The following is an 11555-nucleotide window of genomic DNA, read 5'->3' as shown; positions in this document are numbered from 1 at the left end:
TCTTTACCGATTGAGGCGATGGTTCCCAGACCGTTTCGGCGGCGGGATTTAAAGGGAATGCGGTGCGACTGGTACACGCCAGCCAATGCCGCAACTGCCCCCGCAACTGTAGGCGGTGAGCCGATCCGAGGAACACCACTGGGCATAGGGTCCGGGAAGGTTCGGAACCGGCCAAGACCCGCAAGTCAGGAGACCTGCCATCGCACTTCAACTCAACCCCGGGCGGGGTGCCTGGCAAGGAGCATTGTGATGACGGACCGGCCCCGCCGAGACATTTCAGATTGCCTGCGTCAGACCCGCCCCCTGCGCGGAGGGCGCTATGGTACTCAATCATGTTTTGAACAGACTTCAAACTCACCCTGCCGACCAACTTCGAGCCGTTGAGCTTGGCCAACTCGGTTTTATGGAATGGCTCGGGTCCCTGCCCGGCGATAGCGACTTCGACCGCCAGGCACGGGCGGCCTATGCGCGCGCCTTGCCATTTCAGCGGGTATCGCCCGCGATTGGCGTGTTTTGCGCATTGCTGCTTGCAGCACGGCGCATGCCGCCGGAACCGTTGAACCTCTGCCTTCCGAGACCCCATCGCCGCGGCGGGTCGAAAGCGCGGCGGCAGGTTCAATGATGCCAAAGGATGCGTGGCCTCTGACCCACACCTGACGTCGGCCACCGCCGGCCATACTGTCGCGCGGCATGGAAACGACCGATCAGAGACCATCTGGCTTCGTCATCTGGCACGTGACCTCTGCCCAGGACGACCGCAAAGGCAGTTTCGAACGCTTCGTTAGGTTGCCAAGCTGATCTATAGGGTGAACGCCGGGTCATAAAAAAGGCCCCGCTGCTCAGCGGGGCCTTCTGTTTTCCTAAGCCGACTGGCCTTACTTGTCGTCGTCGCCTTTCAGCGCCGCGCCAAGAATGTCGCCAAGCGATGCGCCGGAGTCGGAGGAGCCATACTGCTCAACCGCTTCTTTCTCTTCGGCGATCTCACGGGCTTTGATCGACAGACCCAAACGGCGGGTCTTCGCATCCACGTTGGTCACGCGGGCATCGACCTTATCACCGATCTGGAAGCGCTCAGGGCGCTGTTCGGCGCGATCACGGGAGAGGTCGGAGCGGCGGATGAAGGATTTCATGCCCTCATATTCCACTTCGATCCCACCATCTTCGATCGCGGTCACGGCCACGGTCACAACCGAGCCGCGCTTGACGCCATCGACAACCTCGGCGAACGGGTCGCCTTCAACGGCTTTGATCGACAGGCTGATACGCTCTTTGTCGGTGTCGACTTCCGAGACAACCGCTTGAACCACATCGCCTTTACGGTAGTTGCCGATCACATCTTCGCCGCGACCTTCCCAGGTCAGATCGGAGAGGTGGACCATGCCGTCGATGTCGTTGTCGAGCCCCACGAACAGACCGAATTCGGTGATGTTCTTGACCTCGCCCTCGACCTGCGTGCCGACCGGATACTGCTCTTCGAACACTTCCCACGGGTTGCGCATGGTCTGTTTGAGGCCAAGCGAGACGCGGCGTTTGGTGGTGTCGATCTCGAGCACCATGACTTCCACTTCCTGCGAGGTGGAGACAATCTTGCCCGGATGCACGTTCTTCTTGGTCCAGGACATCTCGGAGACGTGCACGAGACCCTCAACACCTGGCTCAAGCTCAACAAACGCACCGTAATCGGTGATGTTGGTGACGCGACCGGTATGGGTCGAATCGAGCGGGTACTTGGTCTCGACCGAATCCCACGGATCGTCCTGCAGCTGCTTCATGCCGAGGCTGATACGGTGGGTCTCTTTGTTGACCTTGATGACCTGCACCTTGACGGTCTCGCCAATGGTCAGAACCTCTTTCGGGTCGTTCACACGACGCCAGGCCATGTCGGTGACGTGCAACAGGCCGTCGACACCGCCGAGATCCACAAAGGCCCCGTATTCGGTGATGTTTTTGACCACACCGTCGACCACATCGCCTTCGGCCAGCTTGCCGATAACCTCGGCGCGCTGCTCGGCGCGGGACTCTTCGAGGATCGCCCGACGCGATACCACGATATTGCCACGGCGACGGTCCATTTTCAGGATTTGGAACGGCTGTTTCAGACCCATCAGAGGGCCAGCGTCGCGCACGGGGCGGACATCGACCTGGCTGCCAGGCAAGAACGCAACTGCGCCACCCAGATCGACCGTGAAGCCGCCTTTGACCCGGCCAAAGATCGCGCCTTCGACGCGGTTCTCATCGGCATAGGCCTTCTCCAGACGATCCCAAGCGGCCTCACGACGGGCCATTTCATGGGACAGAACCGCCTCACCGCGGGCGTTTTCGACATTGCGGAGGTAGACCTCCACTTCGTCGCCAACCGCGATCTCGGGGGCTTCGCCAGGATTTGCGAATTCTTTCAGCTCGACACGGCCTTCCATTTTGTAGCCGACGTCGATGATGGCTTGGCCCGCCTCGATGGCGATAACCTTACCTTTGACAACGGAGCCCTCTTCGGGCGTGTCAATTTCGAAGCTTTCGTTCAGGAGGGCTTCGAATTCCTCCATGGTTGCTTTAGCGCACATGCGTTTTTCAGTTCCTTATCAGGGTTTTATCTGGCCGTGCGGTTGTCTCCGCCGGTCTTTGGGGTTGGTCTTTGACGGGGTGGCCGCAAAACAATCAGGGCCGGGAGAAACCCGACCCTGCTCTGCCGCGACGTTGACCGCCTGCTTGACGGAGCGCCGTATAGCGCGGCTTGGCCTTATGTGCAAGGGGCAGTGGCGCTCAGAGCGCCTCGCCACGCTCCAACAACTCTTCGATCAGATCGCTATAGATCCCACCGCTGTCGCCCTGGCCGAATATCTGCGCGCCACTTGTGTAAAGCGTGCCATAGCTTTGGGCGAGGTTTACGGTTTGCCCGATCCCAAGGATCAACTGCTCCCGGGTCAACTCGGCCAGCGGATGCACGAAGACCGACCAAAGCCGCCCCTGTGCAATCGCATAGCGGGCATCTAGCGCGGTGTCGAAATTGGCCTGCAACACCCGGGTCAGATCTTCCGGGCTTAGAGCCTCGGCCGAGGCCACCGGCACCATGACCCGCATCCGATTGGCCCCTTCGTCGAGAAACACTGTCACCGGAACATCACCGAGGGTCATCTCGGCGCGCGCGCCTACCGCCCGCGCGTCAGGGTCAAGGGCAAGCAAGATTTGCGCCACCCGTTCAGGCGTCATCGGGTCTCGCGCGTCATGCGCAAACACGGGTGATACCGTTAGAAGCAAGACAATTAGCAGGGCACGCAACATGAGGTCTCCTCTCAGATGGGTGACCTCAGCCTAGCGCGACCTGAGCCACACGCCCAATGCACGCTTTGGTGATGGCGTTTCGACACACTCAACAGATATGCGCGATCGGGCGCGCGCCTCTCTCGACGCTAAGCACTCTGACGCGCGGCCCCGACAACCGCGACGGCGCGCGCGACAGCGGCTTCAATACTGAGGTCCGATGTGTCGAGCGCCACAGCATCCGCGGCGGCGACCATCGGCGCGGTGGCGCGTTCCGCGTCTCGCGCATCGCGGGCGCGGACATCTTCCAAGACGCCTTCGAACGTCACATCTAAGCCTTTGGCAGCCAGCTCCGCAAAGCGCCGTTCGGCCCGAACCTCCGCGCTTGCGGTAACAAACAGCTTCACCTGCGCCTCCGGGCAGATCACCGTGCCTATGTCGCGCCCGTCGAGCACCGCGCCCCCCGCGCGGGTCGCAAAAGCGCGCTGGAAATCGACCAAAGCCGCCCGCACCTCGGGGATCACCGCCACCTTGCTTGCGGCCTGCGCCACCTCGGGGCCACGCAGATCATCGCCCTGCAAGTCTTCTGCGCGCAGCGACTGCGCCGCCGCGACCGGGTCTTCGCCCCGCAGCATGCGTCGCCCGACAGCGCGATAGAGCAACCCGGTATCCAGATGCGCGAACCCAAAATGCGCCGCCACAGCTTTAGAGATTGTGCCCTTCCCCGCCGCAGCCGGCCCATCGATCGCGACCGTAAAACTCATAACGTCACCTGTGTCGTCAATTCCGGATCATCCTGCGCAGCCTGCGGCAATCCATCGGCAATCTCATAATAAGCGCCCTTATCCGCGCAGAAGATATGCCCAGCGAGGCGCACGCCCGGATCGCCATCAAGCGTCCCCGCGAAGATCGACAGATGGCTGCCCGGCCCATCCCAGAAGAGGTTGCTACCGCAGATGCCGCAAAATCCCCGCCGCGCGATGTCTGAGGAGGCATACCAGGTCACATCTCCGCTCACCTCAACCGCCTCGCGCGGCGCAGATGTCGCCGCCACATGATGGCCGGAGGTCTTGCGACATTGGGCGCAATGACACGCGATCACCGGGCGCAATGCGGCGGAAACACTGTAGCGGATCGCGCCGCAAAGACAGGAACCGGTGGTCATGGGCAAATCTCCATCCCGAGCAACGGTATTGCCAGACCAAAGGGCAGACAAGGGGCAGACGACCGTCCCAGATAGGCCATTTCCTCAATCAGCGCGCTACCGGTTGCTCCGCTCGATCCGCGCGCCCAAGCCCGCCATAAGAGGTTCGAAGATCGGGAAGCTCGTGGCAATCGGGCCTGCGTCATCCACCCGGACCGGTTCCTTCGTCGCCATCCCGAGACACAGGAAGGACATCGCAATCCGGTGATCCAAGTGGCTCTCGGTGAGCCCGCCGCCCGGCACCCCGCCGGGCCCCATGCCGGTGACGCTCCACCAATCGGGCCCATCCTCAACACTGACCCCATTGGCCCGCAACCCTGTCGCCATCGCGGCAATCCGGTCGCTCTCTTTCACACGCAGTTCTTTCACACCGCGCATCATCGTCAGCCCTTCGGCGAAAGACGCCACCACCGATAAGATCGGATATTCATCGATCATGCTGGCCGCCCGCTCCGGTGGCACCTCAATGCCTTTCATGTTGGGCGAAAACCGCGCTCTGAGATCGGCGACAGGCTCGCCGCCTTCCTCGCGCATATTCTCATAGGTCAGGTCTGCCCCCATATCGCGCAGCGTCTCGAACAGGCCCGCGCGGGTGGGGTTCAGCCCAATGCCCGGCACCAACACGTCCGAGCCTTCCACAATCAACGCGGCACAGACCGGAAAGGCCGCACTCGACGGATCGCGTGGCACGGTGATGTCTTGCGGGGTCAGGTCCGGCTGCCCGGTCAACGTGATCACCCGGCCGTCTTCGGTCACCTCGGTTGTGATCTCGGCGCCGAAGCCCGCCAACATCCGTTCTGTATGATCCCGCGTCGCTTCCTGCTCAATCACCACCGTCTGCCCGGGCGCGTTCAATCCCGCCAGTAGAACCGCCGATTTCACCTGCGCCGAGGGAACCGGAACCGTGTAGCGCACCGGCAATGGCGCCTCGGCGCCAACCAATGTCATCGGCAGCCGCCCCCCCGCGCGGCCCACGGCCACGGCCCCGAACAGCGAAAGCGGATCTGTCACCCGTGCCATCGGTCGCCCGTTCAAGCTCGCATCGCCGGTAAAGGTGGCGGTGATCGGCGTGGTCGCCATCGCCCCCATGATCAACCGCACGCCCGTCCCCGAATTGCCGCAATCGATCACCTGATCCGGTTCGGCAAAGCCACCAACACCGACGCCATGAACCGTCCACTCGCCTGGCCCATGTCGCGTGACCTCCGCCCCGAAGGCGCGCATCGCGCGGCCCGTATCGACCACATCTTGGCCTTCCAGCAATCCGCTGATCCGCGTCTCGCCGACCGCCATTGCGCCTAAAATCAGCGACCGGTGCGAAATCGACTTGTCGCCCGGCACCTCCGCCACACCTTTCAACGGCGCGGCGCGGCGCGAGGTCATTGGAATTGGCTCACCATGGCCGGACATAGAACAGATCCCTCGTTTGATCGTCGCATCCGCCTGATAGACCGCACCAGCATGGCAGTCCACACCCCTTCTCTGCTTCGCAAATATCCCGGGGGAGGCGCACTCGCGCCAGGGGGCAGCGCCCCCGCAGTACTGCGCGCGTCAGCGCGCGTGGATCGGCTTGCCCAAGGGGCAAGACGACATCCCTCACAGCTTCCGAAATGTCAGATAATGTGGCACCCGCCCTTCGCGCAGCGCCTTCTGTTCATATCGGGTCGACAGCCAATCACCCCATGGCACGCGCCAATCAGATGCCCCCCCGGCCAACCATTCAAACCCGGCGCGCGGCACTTCGATCAAGGTCTGCCGCACATAATCGGGAATATCGGTCGCCACGCGCAACACAGCCCCCGGCTTCAGCACACGGGCCAAGGGCTCCAAATGCTCCGGTGTCACAAAACGCCGCCGGTGATGGCGCGCCTTCGGCCACGGATCGGGGTAGAGCAAAAAGGCCTTGCTGATCGAGGCGTCCGGCAAAACATCGAACAGGTCGCGCGCATCGCCGGGATAAACGCGGAGGTTCTCCACGCCTGCAGACCGGATCTTGCCCAAGAGCATCGCGACGCCATTGATATACGGCTCGCACCCGATGATGCCGACATCGGAATGCGTCGCCGCTTGGTGCACCAGATGCTCGCCACCGCCAAACCCGATCTCCAGCCATGTCTCTCGACCCTGAAACAGCGCCGCCAAATCCAATGGCACCCTGTCAGGGTTCACGTCCCAATCCACTGGACCCGGCGACAGCGCCGCCAAATCCTCCGCCAGATATCGCTCCTGGCTTGCCTTCAAATGCTGCCCTTTGCGGCGGCCATAGAAGTTGCGGAATGGGCGATCAGACGACATTGGAGACCTCTTGGGCAAAGACCTAGCGCACCCTGCGCCGGGCTGCCCCTCGCGCGGCGCCTTTGAAACCAGAGGTGATCATAAGCCAATTGATCGGCACCATCAAAAGCACCGGCAAAGCCAAGCTAGACCCGATGATCTGCCCCTGCTCGTTTGGCGATAGAGTTGAAAGGCCAAGGGATTTGGGGAAGCCGAACGCAAACGCGACAACCGCGAAAAGCATCGCCACACATAGAGCAATCAGAGCGAACCGCCACGCATAGCCCCAGCGCTGCGCAGATGGCAGGGCACCCCCTTCACCCGCAAAATGGTCCTTTGCGAAAGCCGCTGCCGGCCAGAGAAGCGCGCCGATGGCACCCCCCGTCACAGCACCGCGGCCAATCGCCCCCGACATCAGGCCCGGCGCATAGGCCAGAATGGCCCAAACCACTCCGCTCACCACCAAGGCCGAGCCGACGAACCGGATCGCATAGGTTCTCAGATGCCGTCCGCGCGCCATGCCGACTGTTTCCAACCGTGCCCTAGACCGCCGCTTTCAGCGCCTCGACCAGATCGGTCCGTTCCCAGCTAAACCCACCATCCGCGTCCGGCGCACGACCGAAATGACCATACGCCGCGGTCCGCTGATAGATCGGCTTGTTCAGCCCGAGATGGGTCCGAATACCCCGCGGGGTCAGGTCCATGAGCTGTTCAACCGCCGCTTCGATCTTGCTCTCATGCACCTCACCCGAGCCGTGGGTGTTGGCATAGATCGAGAGCGGCTTTGCCACACCAATGGCATAGCTCAGCTGAATCGTGCAGCGATGGGCGAGCCCGGCCGCAACGACATTTTTCGCCAGATAACGCGCGGCATAAGCCGCCGAGCGGTCCACCTTGGTCGGGTCTTTGCCGGAAAACGCGCCGCCGCCATGAGGTGCGGCACCGCCATAGGTATCCACGATGATCTTCCGCCCGGTCAGGCCCGCATCGCCATCCGGCCCACCAATGACGAATTTGCCGGTCGGGTTCACCCACCATTTCGTGGCATCCGTTACCCAAGCCTCAGGCAGTTCTTCGCGAATGTACGGCTCGACAATGGCGCGCACATCATCGCTTGTGAGGCTTTCATCGAGGTGCTGGGTCGAAAGCACGATCGAGGCCACCTCGACCGGCTTGCCGTCGACATAGCGCATGGTCAGCTGGCTTTTCGCATCGGGGCCAAGGGCAGGCTCGGCGCCGGATTTCCGCACCTCGGCCAAGCGACGCAGGATGTTGTGGGCATAGCAAATCGGCGCTGGCATCAACTCCGGCGTTTCATTGACCGCGTGGCCAAACATGATCCCCTGGTCGCCCGCGCCTTCGTCTTTGTTGCCGGAGGCGTCGACACCTTGCGCGATATGGGCGGACTGTTCATGCAGGAGGTTGGTGATCTCGACCGTCTTATGATGGAACTTGTCCTGCTCATACCCAATATCGCGGATGCAATCGCGGGCGATCTGATCAATCTGACCCATGTAGGATTGCAGCTTGTCCTGATCCGACAGGCCGACCTCACCACCGATTACCACCCGATTGGTTGTGGCAAAGGTTTCGCATGCCACGCGCGCCTCGGGTTCTTCGGCAAGTAACGCGTCGAGAACCGCGTCCGAAATCCGGTCACAGACCTTATCGGGATGGCCTTCCGAAACGGATTCAGAGGTAAACATGAAATTCTGTCTTGCCATGGGAATGCTCCATTGGTGTTTTCTCTCCACGCCAGGAAGCCGTTGTGGAGCTTTGATCGGCCCGGCTTACGCCCAAGCGCAGGCGGGTTCAATGCCTGTTGCGGCGATGGGCTAGAACCAGCCCCAAAAACGTTGCGAGAATCACGAGATAGACCGGCAAATCGCCAAATCTCGCATAGACTGTCGGCGGCAGAGGCGGTGGCAAAACAACATCCAACGCACCCGCCACGCCAAGCGGCAAATGGCTGACGACCCGGCCCCGCGCATCAATTGCGCCGGACACGCCAGTATTGGCCGCCCGGATCACCGGGATCCCTTGCTCCGCCGCCCTCAGACGGGCGAGCGCCAAGTGTTGATAGGGGCCAGAGAATTGCCCAAACCACGCATCATTCGTGATGTGGATCATCCAGTCCGGCCTGTCTACCTGACGGATATAGCTTGGGAAAATCGCCTCGTAACAGATCATTAGAAAGGCATCACCCAAATCACCCAGATCAAGGACCGTCGGCCCCACCCCGGGCCGATATCCCGTTTGGAGCGCGGCGGCGAGGCCACGAATGCCCGCCTGTGCCATCAGATCGCCCAAGGGCACATATTCCCCAAAGGGCACCAAATGATGCTTGTCATAGATCGCGGAGATGGCCCCGGTCTCATCCAAAAGGGCCAATGAATTGCGGGCTGTGACCCCCTCCAACCGTTGCGCGCCCAGGATCACCGGCACCGGACCCGCCGCATCTGAGATCACAGCGCGCCAGTCTTCGGATTGGTTCAACAAAGCGGCCAGAGAGGTTTCGGGCCAGATCACCATCGCGGGCGGACGATCTTCAATCTGCGGCAGCGCTGCTGTGAGGTTTATCGCGCGCTCGAAGAAGATGGGGATCATCTCGGGCTGCCATTTCAGGTGTTGCGCGGCATTGGGTTGAACCAGTCGGACCACCGCCGCGTCAGCCGCTGGTAGAGGCGCTGGCGGCATTGCCAAGGCGAGCCCAATCATCGCCACGTGAACAAGCGGGACCCCGAGCGCGACCCTACTGCGCTGGATCACCAAGGCGGCAAGGACAGCGGCCATGAAGGTTGTATAAAGGGTCAGACCATGGGGCCCCACAAGGCTTGCCAGCGGCAACAGCGCCGTATCAATCCAGATATGTCCCGGATGGGCCCAAGGGAATCCTGTCAGAACGCTCGCGCGGGCCAGTTCCGCAACTGTCATCAGCACCGCCCAAGCCAATGCGCGCGGCCAGCCGGGCTTGGCCAAGCGCACAGCCAGACCCGCCGCCAACGCCCAGAACAACGCCAAGCCGAATGACATCAACGCAATCGCGAAGGGCGCCATCCAACCGTGGCGGACCGGGTCCACAAAAAATGGTTCGACAATCCAGTGGAGCGATACCGTGAAGTATCCGGCCCCACCCCACATCCCGAGCCAAAACCCGCGTCGAGCCGTGCCGACCTGCATCAACAAGCCAATCAATGCCGCAAAGCCCAAAACGGAGACCAGGGGCAAATCAAAGGGCGCCTGACCAAGACCAGCGACAGTCCCGACGGCGAAACTCAAGACGAGACGTTGCCGGAAACTGCGCGCGGCCAACCAGGCGCTGGCCTTGTCAGCCAGCGGCAACCTTCGCCCCCTCCGGCAAGCGGACACGCAGCCGTTTGATCCGGCGTGGATCAGCGTCCACCACTTCAAACTCCGCCCCAGACGGGTGCGGGACAACTTCGCCCCGCGCCGGGACACGCCCGGTCAGCAGAAACACCACCCCGCCAAGCGTATCGATTTCGTCGTCATCCTCGGCATCAACCAGTTTCAAACCGGTCTCAGCCTCGAACTCCTCCAAGGGCGCACGCGCCAATGCCAAGTAGGAACCGGAGCTTTCGCGGGTCCAGGGTTGATCCTCTTCGACGTCATGTTCGTCTTCGATCTCGCCGATAACCTGTTCGATCAGGTCCTCGATCGTGACCAAGCCATCGACACCGCCATATTCATCGATCACAAGTGCCATATGGGTCCGGTCCGTCTGCATCTTCTGCAGCAAGACGCCAATCGGCATCGAGGGCGGCGCATAAAGCAGCGGGCGCAACATCGTGCGCAGCGAGAAGCCATTGCCGCCGCCATTAAACCCATAGCGCAGAGAGACATCCTTCAAATGCACCAGGCCAATCGGGGTGTCCAAGGTGCCATCATAGACCGGCAAGCGGGTCAGCCCGCTCTCCCGGAACACGGCGACCAAATCGTCCAACTCGATATCGCAGGCGACCGAGATGATCTCCACACGCGGAATGGCCACATCTTCCACGCGCAACCGGCGCAGGTTGGACATGCCTGTGCCAGGCACCGGGCCCGGCACGCCATCCTCAGCGGGCAGCGTATCGGCACCATAGGCAATGTGGATATCGGGTGTACGATCTGCACCAAAGAGCCGGGCAAACAAGCCGGGTTTTCTCTCTAGCGTCTCATCGGCCTCGGGCGCGCTCTGCGCCGCGCTAGACGACGGGTCAGGGGTTGAGCTCATGGCTCCTTTCCAAACTATGCCGGACCAACGGCGGCCCGTTTGATTAATATGGGTCAGGCAGACCCAGTCTTGCAAGGATGCGGGTCTCTAAACCTTCCATCAAAGCGGCATCGGGGTCGGATATGTGGTCAAAACCCAACAGATGGAGCGTGCCATGCACCAAAAGATGGCTGACATGATGCTCAATCGGCTTGCCCTGCGCTGCGGCTTCGGTCGCACAAACTCCATAGGCGATTGCGATATCGCCCAACTCATGTGGTGGGCCATTGGGATCTGGCATCGGCAAAGTTGGCATTTCTCCTGGAGCCGTCTCTCGCGATTCTGTCGGCCAACTCAAAACATTGGTTGGCTGAGGCTTGCCGCGAAACTCGGTGTTGAGCGTCGCAATCCGATCATCGTCGCAGCCAAGCAGGCTAATCTCAAACTGATCCGGGTCCAAACCGATCTCTGCCAGCGCGGCCGCGCAAGCGGTAGCGGCTAGGGCCTCAAGCCCAACCGCCTCCCATTCCGATGCCTCGATGAGAATGTCGATCTCCATGCGGCCATCCATCCCAAGTGAGACCAATTGTCCAGCCTGCAGCTTCG

12 protein-coding genes and 2 riboswitches are annotated in these 11555 nt (G+C 61.7%); of the genes, 1 reads left to right on the top strand and 11 read right to left on the bottom strand.

Translation table 11 applies throughout. From position 1 onward, the window contains the following. The first annotated feature begins 2 nt into the window (after positions 1 to 2). A riboswitch (cobalamin riboswitch) is annotated at positions 3 to 217 on the top strand. Between the two features lie 102 nt (positions 218 to 319). Continuing rightward, positions 320 to 622: a hypothetical protein gene (locus GTF44_RS02900; RefSeq protein ID WP_171557387.1), complete on the top strand. Its 303-nt coding sequence runs from the start codon at positions 320 to 322 to the stop codon at positions 620 to 622. A 253-nt stretch (positions 623 to 875) separates the two neighbouring features. Here the strand turns inward: GTF44_RS02900 and rpsA are convergent, their stop codons facing one another. The 11 genes from rpsA to ybeY form a co-directional block, all read right to left on the bottom strand. Continuing rightward, positions 876 to 2561: a 30S ribosomal protein S1 gene (gene rpsA, locus GTF44_RS02895; protein ID WP_145212271.1), complete on the bottom strand. Its 1686-nt coding sequence runs from the start codon at positions 2559 to 2561 to the stop codon at positions 876 to 878. A gap of 199 nt (positions 2562 to 2760) precedes the next feature. Beyond that, entirely contained in the window at positions 2761 to 3279 is a 519-nt protein-coding gene (locus GTF44_RS02890; protein ID WP_171557385.1) for a hypothetical protein, read from the bottom strand. 128 nt (positions 3280 to 3407) lie between these two features. Next, positions 3408 to 4022: a d(CMP) kinase gene (locus tag GTF44_RS02885; protein ID WP_171557384.1), complete on the bottom strand. Its 615-nt coding sequence runs from the start codon at positions 4020 to 4022 to the stop codon at positions 3408 to 3410. After that, the gene (locus tag GTF44_RS02880; RefSeq protein ID WP_171557382.1) at positions 4019 to 4423 is read right to left on the bottom strand and encodes a GFA family protein; all 405 of its coding nucleotides are present in this window, start codon (positions 4421 to 4423) and stop codon (positions 4019 to 4021) included. The genes GTF44_RS02885 and GTF44_RS02880 overlap by 4 nt, the downstream gene beginning before the upstream one ends. A gap of 96 nt (positions 4424 to 4519) precedes the next feature. After that, a complete protein-coding gene (aroA, locus tag GTF44_RS02875; RefSeq protein ID WP_171558573.1) occupies positions 4520 to 5872 on the bottom strand; it encodes a 3-phosphoshikimate 1-carboxyvinyltransferase in 1353 nt (450 codons plus the stop codon). 186 nt (positions 5873 to 6058) lie between these two features. After that, a complete protein-coding gene (locus tag GTF44_RS02870; protein ID WP_171557381.1) occupies positions 6059 to 6757 on the bottom strand; it encodes a tRNA (guanosine(46)-N(7))-methyltransferase TrmB in 699 nt (232 codons plus the stop codon). 22 nt (positions 6758 to 6779) lie between these two features. Continuing rightward, a complete protein-coding gene (locus GTF44_RS02865) occupies positions 6780 to 7256 on the bottom strand; it encodes an ABZJ_00895 family protein (protein ID WP_171557379.1) in 477 nt (158 codons plus the stop codon). A 22-nt stretch (positions 7257 to 7278) separates the two neighbouring features. Continuing rightward, a complete protein-coding gene (metK, locus tag GTF44_RS02860; RefSeq protein WP_171557378.1) occupies positions 7279 to 8460 on the bottom strand; it encodes a methionine adenosyltransferase in 1182 nt (393 codons plus the stop codon). A gap of 5 nt (positions 8461 to 8465) precedes the next feature. Next, positions 8466 to 8514, bottom strand: a riboswitch (SAM-SAH riboswitch). A gap of 34 nt (positions 8515 to 8548) precedes the next feature. Then, on the bottom strand, positions 8549 to 10078 hold the full coding sequence (gene lnt / locus GTF44_RS02855; RefSeq protein ID WP_171557376.1) for an apolipoprotein N-acyltransferase: 1530 nt from the start codon (positions 10076 to 10078) through the stop codon (positions 8549 to 8551). After that, positions 10065 to 10970, bottom strand: coding sequence for a hemolysin family protein (locus GTF44_RS02850; RefSeq protein WP_171557374.1), 906 nt, complete (start codon positions 10968 to 10970; stop codon positions 10065 to 10067). Before GTF44_RS02850 ends, lnt begins: the two co-directional genes overlap by 14 nt. A 43-nt stretch (positions 10971 to 11013) precedes the next feature. Continuing rightward, positions 11014 to 11508 carry an rRNA maturation RNase YbeY gene (gene ybeY, locus GTF44_RS02845; RefSeq protein ID WP_171557372.1) on the bottom strand — a complete coding sequence of 165 codons (495 nt, stop codon included), beginning with the start codon at positions 11506 to 11508 and terminating at the stop codon, positions 11014 to 11016. Positions 11509 to 11555: the final 47 nt, after the last annotated feature.

The sequence above is a fragment of the Roseobacter sp. HKCCD6576-2 genome, from assembly GCF_013179285.1.
GTDB classification, from domain to species: Bacteria; Pseudomonadota; Alphaproteobacteria; order Rhodobacterales; family Rhodobacteraceae; genus Rhodophyticola; species Rhodophyticola oceani.
Note: the sequence above shows the minus strand (reverse complement) of the source record. Positions and strands in the feature narration are given on the sequence as shown.

Excerpts from the sequence above, each read along its gene's own strand:
- GTF44_RS02880 (WP_171557382.1), bottom strand. The coding sequence starts at position 4,423 with ATGACCACCGGTTCCTGTCTTTGCGGCGCGATCCGCTACAGTGTTTCC.
- rpsA (WP_145212271.1), bottom strand. The coding sequence starts at position 2,561 with ATGTGCGCTAAAGCAACCATGGAGGAATTCGAAGCCCTCCTGAACGAA.
- ybeY (WP_171557372.1), bottom strand. The coding sequence starts at position 11,508 with ATGGAGATCGACATTCTCATCGAGGCATCGGAATGGGAGGCGGTTGGG.
- aroA (WP_171558573.1), bottom strand. The coding sequence starts at position 5,872 with ATGTCCGGCCATGGTGAGCCAATTCCAATGACCTCGCGCCGCGCCGCG.
- GTF44_RS02900 (WP_171557387.1), top strand. The coding sequence starts at position 320 with ATGGTACTCAATCATGTTTTGAACAGACTTCAAACTCACCCTGCCGAC.
- GTF44_RS02865 (WP_171557379.1), bottom strand. The coding sequence starts at position 7,256 with ATGGCGCGCGGACGGCATCTGAGAACCTATGCGATCCGGTTCGTCGGC.
- GTF44_RS02850 (WP_171557374.1), bottom strand. The coding sequence starts at position 10,970 with ATGAGCTCAACCCCTGACCCGTCGTCTAGCGCGGCGCAGAGCGCGCCC.
- GTF44_RS02885 (WP_171557384.1), bottom strand. The coding sequence starts at position 4,022 with ATGAGTTTTACGGTCGCGATCGATGGGCCGGCTGCGGCGGGGAAGGGC.
- GTF44_RS02870 (WP_171557381.1), bottom strand. The coding sequence starts at position 6,757 with ATGTCGTCTGATCGCCCATTCCGCAACTTCTATGGCCGCCGCAAAGGG.
- metK (WP_171557378.1), bottom strand. The coding sequence starts at position 8,460 with ATGGCAAGACAGAATTTCATGTTTACCTCTGAATCCGTTTCGGAAGGC.
- GTF44_RS02890 (WP_171557385.1), bottom strand. The coding sequence starts at position 3,279 with ATGTTGCGTGCCCTGCTAATTGTCTTGCTTCTAACGGTATCACCCGTG.